We start from the raw sequence: 19,246 nt of genomic DNA on the forward strand, positions 1-19,246 counted from the left end.
CACTTCGGCCGGGCGTCCGCCCCGGCCGGGACCGCACCGAAGGAGCATCACGTGATCCGCAACGGCAAGGCCATCGACCACTCCAACGTGGGCGGCGTCTGGGGTTCCCTGATCGCCTTCATCGTCGCCTTCGGCGCGTTCCTCGGCTGCCTCTACGCCATGGGCTTCTGGACGCTCGAGTCGGTCTGGATCCCCGGCCTGATCGCGCTGGCCCTGGCCACTGTGGCCTTCATGATCCCCAAGGCGTTCCTGGGCCGCAGCGACACCGTGGACACCACCGCCATCCACACCCGTCCCGTCGTCGAGCACGCCGCCTCCGGCGCCCACGCCGTCGAGACCGGCGCCGCGCACCGCTGAGCCGTCCCGGAGCCGAGGATCGCTGACACAGGTCGTCCGGCCGCCGCGCGCCGAAGGGCGTCCACCCGCAACACGGGGGTGGACGCCCTTCGGCTTGTCTCCATCGCGGCGGTGGTGCTGGGTCACGCGTACCTGACGGACCTCACCTTCAGCCGGTACCTGGAGATCTGGCGGATGCCGCTGTTCTTCTTCCTCACCGGCTACTTCTGGACGCGCGGCCGCCCCTGGGCCACGGACGTGCGGGGCCGCTTCCGGAGCCTGATGGTGCCGTACCTGGTGTGGGCGGCGCTCATGTCCGTGGCCGCGTTCGCGTGGTTCGCCGACGACCCCGACCTCCTGAGGCGCCTGATGATCACCGGCTGGTACGGGGGCGCGGACCAGGAGCCCCCGTGGTGGGCGTTCTGGTTCATCTCCGTCCTGTTCTTCACCACGGTGCTGCGCCGATTCCTCGAGCGCTTCCCGTCCGCCGTCGCCTGGGCCGTGGGCCTGGCCGGGCTGGCGTGGGCCCACTTCGTGCCGGACTCCGCGATCGCCCGCACGCCACTGGGCGTCGGGCTGGCCCTGCCCTGCCTGCTGTTCGTCCTCAGCGGCGAGACGTTCCGCCGCCGCGTCCAGCCGCACGTGCGGCGCCATCGGACGCTCATCGGCGTCGGCCTGGTGCTGCTCGGGCTGGGCGCGGTCCGGCTGGGCCTGGAGCCGCCCAACATCAAGTTCGGCGGCTTCGGCACGCCGGTGCTCACCCCTGCCGTGGGCGTCCTGATGTCCGCGGGGATGGTGCTCGTGTTCGGTTCCACGGTGGAGGGGCTGCTGCGCTCCTTCGCCCGACGCACCGGGACGGGGCAGGCCCTGCGCCGCGTCATCACTGCCCTGGTCCGGACGGGCACGGTGGTGGTGCTGCTGCACGGCTGGGTGCTGATGTGGGTCACGCGCCACGGCGTGGAGGACAACGCCGTCAAGTTCGCCCTCGCGCTCGCCCTCAGCTGGCTGGCAGGCCTCGCCCTGCTCGCCACCCCCCTGTCCAAGCCGTTCACGGGGGCGCGCCGCCGCTGGCACCCGGTGCACCGCCTGCGACGCGTGGAGCCCCCGCACCCCGTCACGTCCGCGCTGCCGCGCGTCACGACCGCCTCGGAGAGGACACACCCATGAGCAGGGATCATCGCCCCCCGATCCGCAATCCGTTCCTGCCGCCGACGCCGGAGGAGCCCGAGGTGCCGACCCGCGACGGCGGCCACCCGGCGGGTGACGGCGGTGACGCCGGCGCCCCGGCGGCCGCCACGGCGCGGGAGGATCGCCTCGCCGAGTTCCGGCTCGGCCCGGCGTTCCTCCCCCACCCGGCCGACCCCGCCGCGCCGCGGCAGCATGCGACGCCGGCCGGCCGTGTCCCCGGCCCCCTGCCGAGCGCCCGCGTCCTCGTCGTGTGCACGGGCAACATCTGCCGCTCCGCCTACGTGGAGTACGCGCTGCAGGCGCAGCTCAACGCCCTGCTGGGCGACCGGGGCCGCGCGGAGGTCACGAGCGCGGGCACGGAACCGAACCAGGCGCTGACCGTCCCCGGCCCGCTGCTCGACCTCGCACCGAGCCGCCGAGTCCGCGCCGCGTTGACGCAGCATCGACCGCAGCAGCTGACCGGGCGTTCGCTGGCCGACCAGGACCTCGTCCTGACCGCGACGGACGACCACCTGGACGAGGTGCTGCGCGAGGACCCCGCGGCGGTGCGCCGGACCTTCACGATCCTCGGCATGGGCACCCTCCTGCGCGACCACGGCGAGGAGCTCGCCGCGGCGGTCCCTCCGGGCGCGGGCGTCACCGCGCTCGTCACGGCGCTGGCGGAGCTGCGCTCCCGCCTGATCGCCCACGGGGAGCGACCGGACGCGGATCTGCCGGACCCGTTCCGCGGCCCCGCCGAGGGCTACGCCGCCATGGCGCAGACCGCGCAGCCGATCGTCGATCTGCTGGCGTGGGAGATCGCCCGGGCCCTCGACGGGGACCTCGTGGAGGAGGAGCCGACGGGCGCCTGACCGGCCGGCGGTCAGAGTTCGGGGACGGCGCCGCCTCCACTGCCGCACGCGAGGGGGCGTGCAGCCGGGCGTTGAACAGGCGCAGCCCAAAGAATGCGTCGGCGCCGAGGACAGCGAGGACGAGCACGACGCCACCCCCATCTGCGGCGTCGACCAGAGCCACAGGACGGCGCACGCGAAGCCCGCCATGGAGGTGCAGGGCCCGTGAGGAAGACGCACACCGCGGCGGTGACGAGCAGGGCCACCTTCCACCGCCGCGTCCGCACCAGAGCGAGCGGCGACTGAGCCGACCGCGGGCGATGCAGTCAACAAGACCGATGAAGCCCGCGGTCCGCGCCCATTAGCGCAACCAGTCCAGGTCTGGGATGCCCTGCGGCAGGGGGACGATCGCCGGGAACGGCATGCTCGGTGAACATGAGAATGGAACTCTGCAGGTGGATCTAGACAGGTCGCGCAGCTCATCGCGAGTCCTGCCACGCGTTCATGGATGGCACGTCAACACGGAGCACCCGGGAGCGTGCGGGTCTCGCGCCGTCAGTCCACGAATCCACCTGAACCCCCTTTAACTTTGCACCGGGCATCCGGCACAGTCACCGCCGGGCCCTCCTTTGGGTCGGCTAAGCTCGCGGCCATGGGAGAACGAGCGACGGGACAGCGACCGGCCGCCCCGCCGTCCCTGGACCTCGAGGTCCGCATCCGCCTCGCTCACGCCCGCATCACGCATGTGCTGGACCGGGCCGGCATCCGCGGCCTGCATCTCAAGGGCTACGCCACCGAGCCCGGCGTCTACCCCGAGCACCGCCGCAGTTCGGACGTGGACCTGCTGGTCCATCCGGCCGATGCCGCCGCCGTCACCGCGCTCCTGCGCTCTCACGGCTGGGAACCGGTCGCCACCTTCTCTGAGGGGTCGATCTTCCAGCACGCGGCCACGCTCTGGCATGACCAGCTGGGGTATGTGGACGTGCATCGGCTCTTCCCCGGCCTCGGCGCGTCCCCCGAGGCAACCTTCGACGCCCTGTGGAGCGAGCACATCCACCTCGTGATCGCCGGCCGGTCCGTTCCGGTGCCGAGCCCGCGCCATCAGCGGCTCGTCGTGATCGTCCACGCGGCCCGCGACCCGTTCCGCGGTGGCCTCGACGTCCGGCACATCCGGGAGTCCCTCCCCGCCGAGAGCTGGGCCGCCCTGCGCGAAGAAGCCCACCGGCTGGACGCGGGTGCGGCCTGGCACGTCGCCACGGGCGAGGCCGCCGACGGCGTCGACTCCCGGCAGCTGACCCTCTTCGCGGCGCTGCACGAGAGCCAGAGCGGTCTTGAGCTGTTCCGCACCCGGTGGCGGTCGGCCGCCACGGTGCGGGAGCGGGCCGTCCTCGTGGCCCGCACGATCCCGGTGAACCGCCCCCATCTGCAGATGCGCCTGGGCCGACCCGTCACCCGCGCAGACCTGTGGCGCGAGCAGCGCGCCCGGCTCGGCGCACTCGCCGGCTGGGCCTGGACGAAGGCGGTGCGCCGTGACCGTTGAGACCACCGAGGGCTGGGCGCTCGCCCCCGACATCGCGTGGGCCCGCACCGCCGGCGGCCAGACCGCCGTCATGACGCTCGAGGCCGGTCAGCCGCTGCTGTTGGGCGCCTCGGGCGACGTGATCTGGGACGTCCTCGTGGGAGGCCGCACCCCGGAGGACGACCTGATCGCGGATCCGCCGGTGCCGCTGTCGACGACGGACGTCACGGTCCAGGTGGCGGAGGCGTTCGGCCTCGCCCCCGCCGACGTCGCGTCCGACGTCCACGCCTTCCTCGAGATGCTCGAGGTGCACGGCGTCCTCGTCCGCGTGCAGACGGCCTGACCCGGCTCAGCCCTCCGGCGCGAAGATCGCGTCGACCACCTGCTGCGCCCACTCGAGCAGCGGGACGTCCACGAGATCCTGACCCATGACCGGCTTGGTCTTGGGACGCGGGATGAGGACGCCGTTCAGGGCCGGCTTGACCTGGGCGCCCTTGTACATGCGGGTCAGGCGCATCTGACGGGACTCCGGCAGGTCCGCGGCGGGGCCGAACTTCACGTTCTGCCCCAGCAGCATGACCTCGGTGACGCCCGCGGCCCGCGCCCGGTTGCGGAACCGGGCGACGGCGACGAGCGCCTCCACCGGCTCCGGCAGCGGGCCGTACCGGTCCTTGAGCTCCTCCACCACGGCGTCCACGGCGGCGTCGTCCGCGGCCTGGGCGAGGTTGCGGTACATCTCCAGGCGCAGCCGCTCCCCCGGCACGTAGTCGTGCGGCAGGTGGGCGTTGACCGGCAGCTCCACCTTCACCTCGGCGGGCGCGGTGTCCTCCTCGCCCTTGAAGTCGGCCACGGCCTCGCCCACCATCCGCAGATACAGGTCGAAGCCCACGCCGGCGATGTGGCCGGACTGCTCCCCACCCAGCAGGTTGCCGGCGCCGCGGATCTCGAGGTCCTTCATGGCCAGCTGCATGCCCGCGCCGAGCTCGTTGTGGGTGGCCACGGCCTTGAGGCGTTCGAGGGCCACCTCGCCCAGGGGCTTCTGCGGGTCGTACAGGAAGTACGCGTACGCCCGCTCGCGGCCACGGCCCACGCGGCCGCGCAGCTGGTGCAGCTGCGAGAGGCCGTAGCGGTGGGCGTCCTCCACGATCAGGGTGTTGGCGTTGGCGATGTCCAGGCCGGTCTCGATGATCGTGGTGGAGACGAGCACGTCGAACTTCCGCTCCCAGAAGTCCACCATGATCTGCTCGAGCCGGGCCTCGCTCATCTTGCCGTGGGCGACGGCGATCCGCGCCTCCGGCACGAGCTCGGCGATGCGCTTGGCCACCTTGTCGATGGTGGTGACGCGGTTGTGCACGTAGAACACCTGACCCTCGCGCATCAGCTCGCGGCGGATGGCCGCAGTGACCTGCTGGTCCGAGTACGGGCCCACCGAGGTGAGCACGGGGTGGCGCTCCTCCGGGGCGGTGGCCAGCGTGGAGGTCTCACGGATGCCGGTGAGGGACATCTCGAGGGTGCGCGGGATGGGCGTGGCGGACATGGCGAGCACGTCCACGTTGGTGCGCATCTTCTTCAGCGCCTCCTTGTGCTCGACGCCGAAGCGCTGCTCCTCGTCCACGATCACCAGGCCCAGGTCCTTGAACTGCACCTGGTCGGAGAGCAGCCGGTGGGTGCCGATCACCACGTCCACCTCGCCGTGCGCGAGCCCCTCGACGACCTCCTTGGACTCCTTGGCGGTCTGGAACCGGGAGAGCGCGGCCACCTTCACGGGGAAGCCGGCGAACCGGTCGGAGAACGTCTGGTGGTGCTGGCGGGCGAGCAGCGTCGTCGGGACGAGGACGGCCACCTGCTTGCCGTCCTGCACCGCCTTGAACGCGGCGCGCACGGCCACCTCGGTCTTGCCGAAGCCGACGTCGCCGGAGACGAGCCGGTCCATGGGGACGGCCGCCTCCATGTCCTTCTTGACGTCCTCGATGGTGGTCAGCTGATCCGGCGTCTCGATGAACGGGAACGCCTCCTCCAGCTCGCCCTGCCACGGGGTGTCCGGGGCGAACGCGTGGCCGCGCGAGGCCATGCGGGCCGAGTACAGGCGGATGAGCTCGCCGGCGATCTCGCGGGTGGCGCGCTTGGCCTTGGACTTGGTCTGCGCCCAGTCCGAGCCGCCCATCTTGGACAGCGACGGCGTCTCCCCGCCCACGTAGGAGGAGATCAGGTCGAGCTGGTCGGTGGGCACGAACAGCCGGTCGCCGGGGGCGCCGCGCTTCGAGGGCGCGTACTCGAGCACGAGGTACTCGCGGTAGGACTCCTCGGCGCCGGGGGCGGTGCGCGGGCCGCCGGTGACCTTGCGACGCTGCAGCTCCACGAAGCGGGCGATGCCGTGCTGGGAGTGCACCACGTGGTCGCCGGGCTGCAGGGTCAGCGGGTCGACGGCGTTGCGCCGCTTCCGGGCCAGCCGCGCTCCGGGGGCGCGCGTGCCCGCGGTGCGGTGCCGGCCGAAGAGGTCGTGCTCCGTGATCAGGGCGATCTGCGCGTCCGGGATCGTGAAGCCGGAGCCGACGGGCGCCGTCGCGATGGAGACCCGCCCCGGGGCGAGGTCGGCGGGCAGGGGCCCGTCCACCACGGAGGCCGTGAGGCCGGCCTCCGCGTTGAGCTCGGCGAGACGGCGGGCGGAGCCGGGGCCGTCGGTGAGGACCACGGCATGCCATCCTTCCGCGAGCCGGACGCGGGTGTGCGCGACCATGGCCTCGATGTCGCCCGAGAAGGTCTGCGGGACGCCGAGGGTGGCGCGCAGGGTGGCGGCGTCGGGCAGCAGCTCGTCGTCCGAGACCAGCGCGGTGACGGACCAGAACCCCTGGTCCTGCTCGAGGGCGGCCGCGCGGAGTTCGGCCACGGTGAGGAAGCCGCCCGCGGCGGACTGGTCCGCCCCGGCCACGTCCACCGGGGCGACCGCTCCCTGCGCGGCACCGGCCCACGCGGCCTGGAGGAACTCCTCGTTGGTCGCCAGCAGGTCGTCGGCGCGGCCGCGCAGGCGCTCGGGCTCCACGAGGACGGTCAGCGAGCCGGTGGGCAGCATGCGGGGCAGCGACGTCATGGCCTCGGCCAGCAGCGGGGAGAGGGACTCCATGCCCTCCACGGCCACGCCCTCGGCGATCCGGTCCAGCATGTCCGCGGCGGCGGGCATGGCCGGGATCAGCTCCTTCGCGCGCCGGCGCACGTGGTCCGTGATCAGCAGCTCGCGGCACGGGGGCGCGTACAGCTCGGAGGGGTGGCCCGAGCCGTCCTCCGTGGTGTCCTCGAGGGATCGCTGGTCCGCCACGGAGAACCAGCGCATCTGTTCCACCTCGTCGCCGAAGAACTCGATGCGCACGGGGTAGTCCTCGGTGGGCGGGAACACGTCGATCAGCCCGCCGCGCACGGCGAACTCGCCGCGACGGCTGACCATGTCCACGCGCGAGTAGGCGGCGTCGGCGAGCGCGGCCACCACGCCGTCGAAGTCCCGCTCCTCCCCCGTCCGCAGGGTCACCGGGCTCAGCTCGCCGAGCCCGGCCACGAGGGGCTGCAGCACGGCGCGCACGGGGGTGACGACGATGCGCAGCGGGCCCTCCGCGTGCTCCTCGGGGTGTGCGAGGCGGCGCAGCACGGCCAGGCGGGCGCCCACGGTGTCCGAGCGCGGGGACAGGCGCTCGTGGGGCAGCGTCTCCCAGGACGGGAACAGCGCGGCGGCGCCGGCGGGGGCCCAGGCGGCGAGGTCGGTCACGAGGTCCTCGGCCTCGCGGGTGGTCGCGGTGACCACGAGGACGGCGGCGCGCTCGCCGTGGCCCTCGGCCAGCGCCTCGGCGAGGACGGTCAGCAGGGGCGCGCGGGCGCCGTCGGGCAGGCCGATCTCCAGTTCGACGCCCCGGGACTCGAGCGGCCGGGCGGCGGAGGCGGCGGCCGCCTCGAACGCGCGTTCGGCGCGCAGGCGCGGCAGCAGCGGGGCGAGGACGGGGGTGGTCTCGGGGGCGCTCATGCGCGGACCTCCGGGGTGGCGGTGGAGCCGTCCGTGGCGGCGGGCAGTTCGGTGGTCATGATCTCCCGGATCTCTTCGAGGAAGGCGAGGACGTCGTCGGCGCCGCCCACCGGGCCGCCGGCGGTGAGCCGGTCCGTGCCGAGCAGCACCGCGGTGGGGAACGAGTGCAGGCCGAGGGCCTGCGAGGCGGCGCCGGCCGGGTCGGCGAGCACGAGCGACGCGTCGACGGTGCCGCTGCGGATCGCCCCCTCGGCGCCGGGGGCGTGCTGGGGCATGAGGACCCGCAGCCGGACCGGCCCGAGTGCGTCCTTGAACTCGTCCAGCCGTTCGATCACCCGCGCGCAGGAGCCGCACCCCGTGGACAGGCGCAGGGCCACCACGGCCCCGTCCGCGACCAGCCGGTGCAGACCGGTGTACTCGCCGTCCGCGACCACGACGGCGTCCGGGAACGGGTGGCGTTCGGGTTCGGCGCCGTCGGCCGGGTCGAGGGCGGCCGGGGCCTCGGGCGTGGGCGTCGCCGGGGCGGCGTCGGGCGTCGCCGGGACGGACTCGCGCCCGGCCAGGAACGCGGCGGTCGCGAGCAGCACGGACACGAGCAGGGCCCACGCCCACGCCCCGGCGCCGAAGGCGGTGAGCGGCTGCCAGGCCAGGCCCGCGCCGTGCACCGCCAGCGAGACGATCCCCTCGGCCAGGGCCAGGACGGCGAGGGCCAGGAAGACGACGTTGCGGACCACGGTGGTGCGGGAGATCGGGGCGGCCGAGGCCTCGCCGAAGCAGCCGCACGAGACGCCGTCGTCCTGGGCCCGGACCACGAGCGCGAGGAAGGCGACGAAGAGGGCCACGGCCACCAGGCCGACGACGGGACGCAACAGGGTGAAGGGCTGCAGGAGGGCGACGGCGAGCAGCAGCTCGAGCCAGGGGAACGCGCGCGCCAGGCCGGGGGCCGCGAACGGGCGGGGCACCCTGAGTCGGGTGAACGTGGCCTGCACGTCCTCGCCGGAACGGAGCTTCACCGTCCCGCTCAGGAGCATGATGAGGGCCACGGCCCAGAGTGCCGACATGGCGGACACACCTTCCGGGGGGTTCACGAGGGGTCGCGCGGCCGGTCCCGGCACCGTGCACGGGACCCGGGTCGCGGAGGCCAGCATATAAGGTGAGGAATGGACGCCCATCGCCGTCGGCGAACCGGTGCCGGCCCTCTCATGGCCCGCCGGGCGCGGTCCGACTTGACCCCGAGGAGACACCGTGGCCTTTTCCGCTCAGCAGCCCATCCCGCACCCGCCGTCGGCCGTGGCAGCCGCCCTGGCGTCCGAGGACTTCCACCGTTCCGTGGTCGAGTCCTTCGGCGGCTCCCTGGTCTCGTTCTCCGTGGAGGGTTCCCCGGAGGGCCCGATGACCGTCACCGCCGTGCGCTCCCTGCCCGCGGACCGCATCCCGGACCGTGTCCCGGACATGGCCCGCAAGCTCATCGGCTCCGCCCTCCAGGTGGAGCAGGTGGAGCGGTGGGACGCGCCCGCCGCGGACGGCTCCCGCACCGGCACCACCACCATCACCGTGCCCTCCGCCAAGGCGACGGCGGACGGCTCCCTCCGCCTGACCGCCGCCGGTGAGGGCTCCCAGTTCTCCGTGGACGGCACCCTCGTCTGCCGGATCCCGCTGGTGGGCTCGAAGCTCGCGGCGAAGGCCGAGCCGATGGTCGGCAAGGTCGTCAATCGTCAGGCCCGGGCGCTGTCCTCGTGGCTCGAGCGTGACGGCGGAGCCGCGCGCGGTTGATCTCGTTCTCCCGTCGCCCGGCGCTGTCGAGCCCGTCTCCGCCGGCCCGGCGGGGGCGCCGGGCCCTTCCCTCGCCGGACGCCGTGCTCATCGTGTGCACCGGCAACGTGTGCCGCTCGGCCTATGCGAGCCGGGCCCTGCAGGGCCGGCTGGCGGTCCTGGCCCCCGGCCGGGTGGAGGTCGGCAGCGCCGGCTCCCAGCCGAACCAGGCCCTGAGAGTGCCCCCGCCGCTCGTGCAGCTCGGCGCCGAGGCCGGCGTCACCGGGTTGGAAGGCCACCGGCCTGCCGCTCTGCAGCCGTTCATGGTGGTGGAGGCGGACCTCGTGCTGGCCGCGGCTCAGGAGCACATGCGCTTCGCACTTCGTGAAGTGCCGCAGGCGGTCACCCGTGTGTTCACCGTGCTGCAGCTCGCGGCGCTGGTCCGCGCGATGGACGAGCGGGACGGGCGGGACTGGATCCCCGCGGGCCGAGGAGTGCGTGCTTTCGCGGCGGAGGCGGCCCACCACCGGGCCCTCGCACGGTCGAGCGCCCAGCCCCTCGACATCGTGGACCCGTTCCGCGGGCCGGTGGAGGGGTACGCGGAGATGATCCGGATCATGGATCCCGCCCTGGAGACCATCGCGGACGCCCTGGCCCGCGCCGTGAGCCTCGCGGACTGAGACCCGGACGGCCCGCGCGTCGTCGACGCCGCGGGGTGGAAGGTCAGTGGAACGCCTGCTGGGCGGGCGCGAGCCCGTCCGTGACGAGCTTCTCGACGGCGTCCGCCGCGCGGTCCACGTGCAGGGGCAGGACGTCCTGCTCGGGCTTGGTGAAGGGGCGCAGCACGAAGTCGGCCACGTCCATGCGGCCCGGGGGTCGGCCGATGCCGACGCGCACGCGGGCGTAGTCCTTGGTGCCGAGCGAGGCGGTGATGGACTTCAGGCCGTTGTGGCCGCCCTCTCCCCCGCCGCGCTTGAGGCGCAGGGTGTCGAACGGGATGTCCAGCTCGTCATGGACCACCACGAGGTCCTCGGGGCCGATCCCGTAGAAGGACGCCAGCGCGGAGACGGGGCGTCCGGAGACGTTCATGTAGCCGGTGGGCTTCCCGAGCACGACGCGCGGTCCCCCGATGCCGAGGCGACCCGTGGCCACCACGGCGCCGGCCCGGTGGCGGGTGAACCCGACCCCCATGCGGGAGGCGAGCTCATCCGCCACCATCTGGCCGACGTTGTGACGGGTGCGCTCGTACTCGGGCCCGGGATTGCCGAGCCCGACGATGAGCGTGGTCCCCGTCGTCATGGCGTGATCAGTCCTCGGAGCCCTCGGACTCGCCCTCGGCGGACTCGGCGGCCTGCTCCTCCTGCACGGACTCGTCGCCGAGGTCCTGCTCGACGACCTCCGAGACGGTGGCGATGACGATGTCGTCCTCGAGCTGCAGGGTGGTGCCGGCGGGGACCTGCACGTCCGGGGCGTACACGTGGTCGCCGGCCTCGCGGCCCTCGACGGAGATGGTGACGGCCTCGGGCAGGTCGGTGGCGTCGGCCTCGACCGGCACGGTGACGTAGTCCAGCACGTAGTCGTTGCCGGGGGCGACCTCGCCCTCGACATGCACGGTGACCTCGACGATGACCTTCTCGCCGCGGCGGACCTCGATGAGGTCCAGGTGCTCCACGGTGTCCTTGATGGCGTGGCGCTGGATGTCCTTGGGCAGGACCAGGTGCTCCTCGCCGGCCTCGTTCACGACGGTGAGCAGGGCGTTGGGGTTGCGGACGGCCAGGGTGGTCTCCTGGGCCGGCAGCAGCAGGTGCACGGGATCCTGGCCGTGGCCGTAGACGACGGCGGGGATCAGGCCGGCACGGCGGGCCTGGCGGGCGGCACCCTTGCCGAAGTCGGTGCGGCGGGTGACCTTGATCTTGAGCTGGTCAGACATGATGCGTCCTCCTGTGGGGGTCTCGGCCGCGCAGCCGGGGGCGGCGCGGGATGCGGCCAGGAGGGGGCTTCAGTGCCGCAGCGGGCCAGCATGCTGACACGCGGCGGCGGCCTCGTCGATCACGGAGCGCGCGCTCCCTCGCCTGGGCAACCTGGACAGGATAGCACCGGTGATGCTCGTCGCGCTCAGCGGTTCGCTCGTCGGGACCGCTCCACGATGCGGTCCAGCTTCCGACGGCGGGCCCGGTCCTTCGCGGGTGCGCCATGGGATTCGTCACTCTCCTGGGCGCTCAGCAGCAGGCCGCAGCCGAGGACGACGGCACCGAAGATCGTGATGAACACCTCACCGAGCTGAAGGGAGGTGACCAGGATGATGACCGCGGCGGCCTCGACGGCCACGCGGGACGGCGAGCGGTGCGTCCGGGCGAAGGGTCGCAGGCACAGCCAGAGGTAGGCGCCGACCACGACGACCAGGAACGGCCAGCCGCCCTCCACGAGGAGCCCCAGGTAGGAGTTGTGGAAGAACATGGTCACGCCGTCCAGGTCCACGAATGCCGTGGAGAGTCCCTGGCCGAAGAAGGACGTGTCGGCCACCTTCTCCGCGGACGCCTCCTGGATCTGCGCACGGAACCAGTCCGTGCCCGTGCGGTCTCCGAAGATGCCGAGGTCGGCCAGGTTCTCCTCGGCCCAGCTGACGAACCAACCCATGACGACCCCCAGTGCGATACGCAGGACCCGCCCCAGGTAGGGGCTCACGAGGATCCACACGACCGCGCAGAGCAGCGCGGCCATCGAGGTCCGCGAACCGGTGAGGAAGGTCAGGGCGAAGCCGGCGCCCAGCACGAGGAGCTTCGGACCCATGCGTTGCATGGTGGCCACGAGCAGCACGGGCAGGAGCGCATAGAAGAGGCCGGAGACGTTCTTGTCCCCGAGGAAGCCGGTGAGGTAGCCCCCGTAGGTGTCCGGGGCCAGGCCCGCGTAGAAGAGGGGCACGTTGATCAGTGCTCCGGCCGTCATCCCGTAGAGGACGCCCTTGATGTCGATCCTCTCGCTGGCGATGGCGTAGATCAGCAGGATCAGGAGCGTGATCCTCGTGGCGCGACGCGTGGGGTCGAGGTCGTTGTGCACGGTCACCGCGACGAGATACGCCACCAGGGCCAGTGCGACGAGGGCCAGCACGCCGTAGTGGGAGAGGTCCCGGCGGGGCTGCCGGAATGAGGCGAGGAGCAGCAGAAGGATGGCGGAGAACTCCGCGAACGGGATCGGCAGGCCGGGAGCGGTGAACGCCTCCATCACCAGGCCGGTGGCCAGCACGGCCTCGAACAGCCGCGGTGAGGCCGGCGTGACCAAGGGGTTCCACGGGGAGCGGGTCCACGCGGCCTGACCGTCCGGGACGAGGCCGAGCAAGGCGTGGCCCCTGGCAGGCCGGGCCTCGGGTGGCGCGACGGCCCCCATGGCGCGGGCAGCCGTCCGGTCACGGGGCGTGCTCGAGCGCATGGTGCGGACCCTTTCATGGACGCCGGGCGATACTCGGCTCAGCGTAGCGCGGCGGCGGGCCTCGTCCTGGGGCCCTCAAAGCGGACGCTGGGTGTTGGTACCGTGGACCGCGCGTGCCTCGCCCACGACGGCCCGCGCATCCCCGTCCATGACCCCCGAGGTGCCCCGTGACGATCGTCGACTTCTTCCGCCTCCTGCGCGCCAACCTCCTGCTGCTCCTGGCAGCAGCCCTCGTGGGGGGTCTGCTGGGTTGGGGCTACTCCGCACTGCAGCCCCGGATCTACGCGTCCGAATCTCAGGGGTTCCTCGCCGCCCGGGCTGCAGATCAGAGCCTCATCACCAGCAACCTGCCCGCCGAGAGCCGGGCTCAGGCCTACGTCGCCCTGATCAACAGCGAGGCCGTGCGTGAACGCGTGGCACAGGACACGGGGCAGGACGGCGACGGCTCGCTCTCCGCGGTGCTCGTCCCCGAGTCCAGCATGATCAAGGTGACCGCCACCTCGACGGATCCCGAGACCGCCGCGCAGCTGGCGAACAGTGCACTGCAGGCGACGGCGGACGTGGCGGCGGACGTGGACAAGAACAGCCCGCTGGAGGTCGTGCCGCTGTCCGATGCCCGCGTGCCCTCTGCCCCCGTGAGCCCTGACACCCGGCGCAACGTCCTCTTGGGCGCGGTGGCCGGACTGGGCGCGGGACTCGCCATCGCCGTGCTCCGCCGCCTCCTGGACGTGAAGGTGCGCAGCCGCGCCGACGTGAAGGAGATCACCGGCGCCGGCGTGATCGGAGCCGTTCCGGAGAACGCGTCCCTGACCCGCACGGGCGAGGAGGCCGTGGACCTCGACCCCCGGGCCGGCGAGGCCATCCGGGCGCTGCGCACCAACCTCAAGTTCGTCTCCGTCGACGAGCCGCCGCGCGTCGTCTCGTTCACGAGCGCGGACCCCTCCGAGGGCAAGTCGACGGTCGCGTCGAACCTGGCCCGCGCCCTGGCCCTGGCCGGCGAACGGGTGCTCGTGGTGGACGCCGACCTGCGGCGGCCCCGGCAGCACGACCTCTTCCAGGTGGCGGGCGACGTGGGCCTGTCCGAGGTGCTGGCCGGTGAGGTGCAGCCGGACGACGCCCTCGCGGCCACCGGCATCCCGAACCTCACGCTGCTCCCCGCCGGCCGGACGCCCCCGAACCCGTCGGAGCTGCTGGGCTCGAAGCGCATGCGGGCCCTCTTGAAGCTGGCGTCGGAGGACTTCTTCGTCATCGTCGACTCCCCTCCCCTGCTGCCCGTCACGGACGGCTCCCTCCTGGCCGCCGCTGTGGACGGGACGGTGCTCGTGGTGCGTCAGGGACGGACCCGCAAGGACCACCTGGAGGCGGCTGTGGAGAATCTCGCCGCAGTGGACGCGCATCTGCTGGGCGTCGTCATGAACGGCGTCGCGCGCTCCCAGCGCGGCGGCGGCTACTCCTACGGCTACGGCTACGGGTACGAGAGCACGTACCACAAGTCCCACGAGAAGTACCTCTCGAGCGTCGGTTCGTCCGCGAAGAAGGGGCGGCGTTCACGCCGCAAGGCCCGCACGCGCAGCTGATCGCCCCCACGCACGAAGCCCCCGCCGGAACCGGCGGGGGCTTCGTCGTGCGAGACGGGGTCAGCGCCTCAGGTACGTCCGCAGGCGTTCGCGCTGGTCCGGGGCGGTGTAGCCGACGGCGGCCAGGGGCCCGAGGTCGAGGGCGCTGTTGGTCGGCCGCGGGGCCACGCCCTCCTTGCCGGCCAGGTACGCGGCGGTGGTCGTGGCGGAGACGCGCCCGACGTCGTGGCCGGTGTCCTCGAAGACCCACCGGGCGACGTCGTGCCAGGTGACCACGTCACCGCTGTTGGTCATGTGGAACGTGCCCGTGGGCGCGTCCGTGGTGACCAGATGCAGCAGGGCGTCGGCGAGGTCGTCGGCGAAGGTGAGGCGGCCGTGCTGGTCGGCGACGACGGCCGGGTCGATCCCGCGTTCGGCGAGGGAGGCCATCGTGGCCACGAAGTTCTTCCCCTCCCCGATCACCCAGGAGGTGCGGACGATCCAGTGCCGCGGCACGGTGCGCACCGCGGCCTCGCCGGCGGCCTTCGACTGGCCGTAGACGCCCAGCGGCGCGAGCGGGTGGTCCACGGGGTGCTCCTGCCCCACGGGGAGGGCGCCGTCGAACACGTAGTCCGTGGAGACATGGGCCAGGGGCACGCCGGCCTCGGTGCAGCGGCGGGCGAGCTCGGCGACGGCGGTGGCGTTGACGGCCCAGGCCTGGGCCCGGCCCTCGGGCGTCTCGGCGGTGTCCACCGCGGTCATGGCGGACGCGTTGACCACGGCGCGCAGGCCGCGGAAGTGCTCCCGCGGCCACGAGGCCGGATCGGTCATGTCCCACGTGTCCCGGCCATGGGCCTCGACCGGGATCCCCGCGGCCTCGGCGCGGGCCACGAGGGCGCGGCCGAGCTGGCCGCCGGCGCCGAGCACGAGGATCGGGGCGGGCGGCATGGGGGTGACGTCCGCGAGCAACGGGTGGGCGCGGTCCTTGTCCGAGAGCTCGGCGTCCTCGAGCGGGATGGGCCAAGCGATGGCCGCCGTCGGGTCCGCGAGGTTGAGGAACGTGTACTGGCCCTGCGCGTCGGCGGACCAGTGGTCGTTCACCAGGTAGGTGTAGGCGGTGTCCGGCTCGAGCGTCTGGTAGGAGTTGCCCACCCCGCGCGGCACGAAGACGGCCTTCTCCGGGCCGAGCTCCACGGTGGCGACGGCGCCGAAGGACGGCCCTTCCCGCAGGTCCACCCAGGCGCCGAAGATCCGGCCGTGGGCGACGGCCACGTACTTGTCCCAGGGTTCGGCGTGGATGCCGCGCGTGGTGCCGACGGCGTCGTTGAAGGAGATGTTGTTCTGCACCGGGGCGAGCGAGGCCAGGCGGGGGTGCTCGGCGGCGAGGGCGCGGATCTTCTCGCGCTGCCAGTTCTCCTTGAACCAGCCGCGGTTGTCCCCGTGGACGTCGAGGTCGAGGACGAGCAGGCCGGGGATGGCGGTCTCGGTGATGCGCATCAGCGGTTCCCCCTCACTGGCCCTGGGCGCGGTACGTGGCCTCGACGGCGTCCTTGGCCGGGCGCCACCAGGCCTCGTTCTCGCGGTACCAGCGGACCGTGTCCGCCAGACCGGTGCGGATGTCCGTGAACTGCGACTCCCAGCCGAGCTCGGTGCGCAGCGCGGTGTTGTCGATCGCGTAGCGCAGGTCGTGGCCGGGGCGGTCGGCGACGAGGTCGTAGTCGTCCGCGGGGCGGTCGAAGAGCTCGAGGAGGAGCTCCACGATCTCCTTGTTGTTCCTCTCGCCGTCCGAGCCGATCAGGTACGTGCGGCCGATCTCGCCGCGCTCGAGGATGCGCAGCACGGCCGAGGAGTGGTCCTCCGTGTGGATCCAGTCCCGGACGTTGACGCCCTGGCCGTAGAGGCGGGGGCGGACGCCGTCGATCAGGTTGGTGATCTGGCGCGGGATGAACTTCTCGATGTGCTGGTACGGGCCGTAGTTGTTGGAGCAGTTGCTCAGCGTGGCCTGCACGCCGAAGGAGCGGACCCACGCGCGCACCAGGTGGTCCGAGCCGGCCTTCGAGGCCGAGTACGGGCTGGAGGGGTTGTACGGGGTGGTCTCCGTGAACTTCGCCGGATCGTCCAGCTCGAGGTCGCCGTAGACCTCGTCCGTGGACACGTGGTGGAACCGCTTGCCGTGCTTGCGGACCGCCTCCAGGAGGACGAAGGTTCCGACGATGTTCGTCTGGATGAACGGCGAGGGATCGTTCAGCGAATTGTCATTGTGGGACTCCGCCGCGTAGTGGACGACGGCGTCCGACTCGGCGACCAGGCGGTCCACCAGGGCCGCGTCGCAGATGTCCCCCACCTCGAGAGTGACGCGGCCCTCGGGCAGGCCAGCGAGGTTCTCCCGGTTGCCAGCGTAGGTCAGCTTGTCCAGGACGACGACGTCGTGCCCGGTCTCGCGGACGACGTGGTGGACGAAGTTCGATCCGATGAACCCGGCGCCGCCGGTGACGAGGATGCGCATGAGGTCAGGGTATCGGGAGCGCTTCAGCTCACCCACCGCCGCCTGGCCGGGCGATACCGATCCGTGCGGGCCGGACGACGCCTCTGGCCGAGAAGATCCCACTAGTCTGGCAAGAGGTCTCAGGACACACCCAGTCGACGATGGAGGGCCATGTTCGAGTCACCGCGGCTGTCGATCATCATCCCCTGCCACCGCAGCGGACAGCCCCTGAAGGACCAGATCACGGCTCTGCTACGTCAAACCGATGCGCCGCCGAGGGAAATCCTGCTGTGCGACAACGGAGGAAATGCGTGGCTGGGATCCTATGTCGCCGCTCTCCGACCCCTGCCTGATGGCGTGACCGTCCGCGTGGTCGACGCCGAGGAACATCGCGGTGCGGCCTTCGCCCGAAACCGTGGCATCAGCGAGGCGTCGGCCGAAAGGTTAGCGTTCTGCGACGACGACGACCTTGTCCACCCCGACTGGTGTCGGCTCGCTCACGAGTTCCTCGACGACTTCCCCGTCGTGACCGGTGGCGTGGTGGTCAAGGAGGACACACAGCTCACCGGCAAGTCACTCGCGGAAAAACTCGAGATGCTGGTGGCAGAGACCGTGCCGGTCCCCCCACGTCCTGCAGGGCGGGGGTCGATGGGGCCGGCCCTCATGGGCGGGAACTTCGCCGCCCGACGGGACGTCCTGCTGGCCGTCGGGGGGTTCGATGCGGCCCTCGTCCGCGGTGGCGAGGACAACGACCTGGCCTTCCGCCTCGACCGCGCCGGCGTGCCGATCACGGACTGCGGAGCCATGAGCATCATCTACTCCCGACCCTCCGCATGGCGTGACCGCGTCCGTACGCGGGCCCGGGCGGGACGTTCACTTGCGGAGGCCGCTTCTGCGCGGGACGCCTGGCATGCGGTGCCCGAACTGAGCTCCGCACCGACCACAGAACTGACCCGCGCGGGCGCGGCTGCGGCCGCTATGGCTGCCGGGCTGAAGGCCCGAGACTGGCCTGGCGCGGTCGATCGCGTGGCGACGGCTTGGGGACTCGTTGACGGGTGGACGCGCCATCGAGTCCTCCGGCGGCAGGCCGAATCACAGGTCGGTCTAGGGCTGGGTGACTCCGGGTGCCCACACCACCCGGGCACGACCGTTCTGGTGGTCGCCTACAACCACGCTCCCTACGTCATCGAGACACTGGAGAGCATTCGACGCCAGACCGTGCCTCCGGTCCGAGTCCTCATCGCCGATGACGCATCCCCGAGAGATGACACCGCCGAGGTCATCCGACAGTGGCTCGCAGACGCGCCATCGTCGTTCGAGTTCCATCCGAATTCCACCAACATGGGGCTGAATCCGACCCTCAACCGACTGCTGGACAAAGTGGACACCGAATTCGTCACCTACATCGCAGGTGACGACACCATGCGCAAAGATCGCATCGCGGTCCACGAGAAGCTCCTGCGGACCGCTCCAGATGATGTCGTCCTTGCCTACAGCGACGCCGTGGTCATCGACGAGAACTCCTCGGTGCTCCACCCGTCCTCGCGCGTCGAGTTTCCATGGCCGGACGAACCGCAACGCAGCGAAGACACCCTCGCATGCCTTGTCGATTCCAACTGGATCCCAGCGGCGTCGTTCTTCATGCGCACAGGTGCGCTCCGCCGGGAGGGCGGCTACGCCGAGGATCTCTTCTACGAGGACTTTGAGCTCCTCACCCGTCTGGCGGCGCGATATCGCTTCACCTACACGGAGGAGCCCCTCGTTGCCGTCAGGCGGCTGGCAACCTCTCTGGGCGCAGTGGGGTTCGCGCATGACAGTCCCCGTTTTGTCCGGTCCATGTTCGCGGCCTTGCGCAATGCAGAGCACGGCACATCGGAGGAGGCCCGAGAACTTGCGCGATCACATCGGTGGGAGCTGACCAAACGGGCCGCACGTATCGGCATGCCATTCCGCGAGGTGTTGGCAATGTTCCAGGACAGCTGGCGCGGCGCGGCGACGCCGGCCCACGCGGCAGCCCACCTTGCTCGAATGGTCGGGCAGCGAGTGGGCAGCTGAGGGCCCGGGCCTCTCCGGGACAGGCCCCCGGGCGGGCGGTGCCGCCTAGGGTGTGTTGCTAAAGGATGGTGGCGAGCCAGTGCAGTGTCGCTA

At 72.1% G+C, this 19,246-nt stretch carries 17 protein-coding genes; 10 read left to right on the forward strand and 7 right to left on the reverse strand.

Features of this window, described 5'->3' with window-relative positions:
- The first annotated feature begins 51 nt into the window (after positions 1-51).
- From ACUJ8O_RS08895 to ACUJ8O_RS08920, 6 genes are all read left to right on the forward strand, one after another.
- A complete protein-coding gene (locus ACUJ8O_RS08895; RefSeq protein WP_063188792.1) occupies positions 52-357 on the forward strand; it encodes a hypothetical protein in 306 nt (101 codons plus the stop codon).
- Positions 358-435: 78 nt separating this feature from the next.
- On the forward strand, positions 436-1,503 hold the full coding sequence (locus ACUJ8O_RS08900) for an acyltransferase family protein (protein WP_145951425.1): 1,068 nt from the start codon (positions 436-438) through the stop codon (positions 1,501-1,503).
- Positions 1,500-2,375, forward strand: coding sequence for an arsenate-mycothiol transferase ArsC (locus tag ACUJ8O_RS08905; RefSeq protein WP_145951426.1), 876 nt, complete (start codon positions 1,500-1,502; stop codon positions 2,373-2,375). Before ACUJ8O_RS08900 ends, ACUJ8O_RS08905 begins: the two co-directional genes overlap by 4 nt.
- Before the next feature lie 58 nt (positions 2,376-2,433).
- Positions 2,434-2,583 carry a hypothetical protein gene (locus ACUJ8O_RS08910; RefSeq protein WP_371506610.1) on the forward strand — a complete coding sequence of 50 codons (150 nt, stop codon included), beginning with the start codon at positions 2,434-2,436 and terminating at the stop codon, positions 2,581-2,583.
- A gap of 423 nt (positions 2,584-3,006) precedes the next feature.
- Positions 3,007-3,894 carry a nucleotidyltransferase family protein gene (locus ACUJ8O_RS08915; protein WP_371506609.1) on the forward strand — a complete coding sequence of 296 codons (888 nt, stop codon included), beginning with the start codon at positions 3,007-3,009 and terminating at the stop codon, positions 3,892-3,894.
- Positions 3,884-4,216, forward strand: coding sequence for a PqqD family protein (locus ACUJ8O_RS08920; protein WP_216881429.1), 333 nt, complete (start codon positions 3,884-3,886; stop codon positions 4,214-4,216). Before ACUJ8O_RS08915 ends, ACUJ8O_RS08920 begins: the two co-directional genes overlap by 11 nt.
- A gap of 6 nt (positions 4,217-4,222) precedes the next feature.
- Here ACUJ8O_RS08920 and mfd read toward each other — a convergent pair whose 3' ends face one another.
- Both mfd and ACUJ8O_RS08930 read right to left on the reverse strand, forming a co-directional pair.
- Positions 4,223-7,879: a transcription-repair coupling factor gene (gene mfd / locus ACUJ8O_RS08925; protein ID WP_206495927.1), complete on the reverse strand. Its 3,657-nt coding sequence runs from the start codon at positions 7,877-7,879 to the stop codon at positions 4,223-4,225.
- Positions 7,876-8,940: a MauE/DoxX family redox-associated membrane protein gene (locus tag ACUJ8O_RS08930; RefSeq protein WP_445373322.1), complete on the reverse strand. Its 1,065-nt coding sequence runs from the start codon at positions 8,938-8,940 to the stop codon at positions 7,876-7,878. The genes mfd and ACUJ8O_RS08930 overlap by 4 nt, the downstream gene beginning before the upstream one ends.
- A gap of 184 nt (positions 8,941-9,124) precedes the next feature.
- Between ACUJ8O_RS08930 and ACUJ8O_RS08935 the strand changes: the two genes are divergently transcribed.
- Together ACUJ8O_RS08935 and ACUJ8O_RS08940 are read left to right on the forward strand one after the other, a co-directional pair.
- On the forward strand, positions 9,125-9,652 hold the full coding sequence (locus ACUJ8O_RS08935; RefSeq protein ID WP_145950476.1) for a DUF2505 domain-containing protein: 528 nt from the start codon (positions 9,125-9,127) through the stop codon (positions 9,650-9,652).
- An 83-nt stretch (positions 9,653-9,735) separates the two neighbouring features.
- Positions 9,736-10,311, forward strand: a complete 576-nt coding sequence (locus tag ACUJ8O_RS08940) for an arsenate reductase/protein-tyrosine-phosphatase family protein (RefSeq protein WP_206495929.1) — start codon at positions 9,736-9,738, stop codon at positions 10,309-10,311.
- Between the two features lie 43 nt (positions 10,312-10,354).
- Here ACUJ8O_RS08940 and pth read toward each other — a convergent pair whose 3' ends face one another.
- The 3 genes from pth to ACUJ8O_RS08955 all read right to left on the reverse strand — a co-directional run bounded on the left by pth (position 10,355) and on the right by ACUJ8O_RS08955 (position 12,967).
- Positions 10,355-10,930 (reverse strand): aminoacyl-tRNA hydrolase, encoded by a 576-nt coding sequence (gene pth, locus ACUJ8O_RS08945; protein WP_206495930.1) that lies wholly within the window; start codon positions 10,928-10,930, stop codon positions 10,355-10,357.
- A 7-nt stretch (positions 10,931-10,937) separates the two neighbouring features.
- Positions 10,938-11,561 (reverse strand): 50S ribosomal protein L25/general stress protein Ctc, encoded by a 624-nt coding sequence (locus tag ACUJ8O_RS08950; protein ID WP_044659564.1) that lies wholly within the window; start codon positions 11,559-11,561, stop codon positions 10,938-10,940.
- Positions 11,562-11,746: 185 nt separating this feature from the next.
- Entirely contained in the window at positions 11,747-12,967 is a 1,221-nt protein-coding gene (locus ACUJ8O_RS08955) for an O-antigen ligase family protein (RefSeq protein ID WP_241252562.1), read from the reverse strand.
- A 257-nt stretch (positions 12,968-13,224) separates the two neighbouring features.
- Between ACUJ8O_RS08955 and ACUJ8O_RS08960 the strand changes: the two genes are divergently transcribed.
- Entirely contained in the window at positions 13,225-14,634 is a 1,410-nt protein-coding gene (locus ACUJ8O_RS08960) for a polysaccharide biosynthesis tyrosine autokinase (RefSeq protein WP_400409841.1), read from the forward strand.
- A gap of 60 nt (positions 14,635-14,694) precedes the next feature.
- On the opposite strand, the gene ACUJ8O_RS08965 is transcribed toward ACUJ8O_RS08960, so the two are convergent.
- Both ACUJ8O_RS08965 and rfbB read right to left on the reverse strand, forming a co-directional pair.
- Positions 14,695-16,110 (reverse strand): sugar nucleotide-binding protein, encoded by a 1,416-nt coding sequence (locus ACUJ8O_RS08965; RefSeq protein WP_400409838.1) that lies wholly within the window; start codon positions 16,108-16,110, stop codon positions 14,695-14,697.
- A 13-nt stretch (positions 16,111-16,123) separates the two neighbouring features.
- Entirely contained in the window at positions 16,124-17,119 is a 996-nt protein-coding gene (rfbB, locus tag ACUJ8O_RS08970) for a dTDP-glucose 4,6-dehydratase (RefSeq protein ID WP_063190167.1), read from the reverse strand.
- Positions 17,120-17,269: 150 nt separating this feature from the next.
- Here rfbB and ACUJ8O_RS08975 point away from each other — a divergent pair, with 150 nt between their 5' ends.
- On the forward strand, positions 17,270-19,153 hold the full coding sequence (locus ACUJ8O_RS08975; protein ID WP_063190159.1) for a glycosyltransferase family 2 protein: 1,884 nt from the start codon (positions 17,270-17,272) through the stop codon (positions 19,151-19,153).
- Positions 19,154-19,246 lie beyond the last annotated feature (93 nt).

This window comes from Micrococcus sp. EWR3.9.1 (assembly GCF_052615555.1).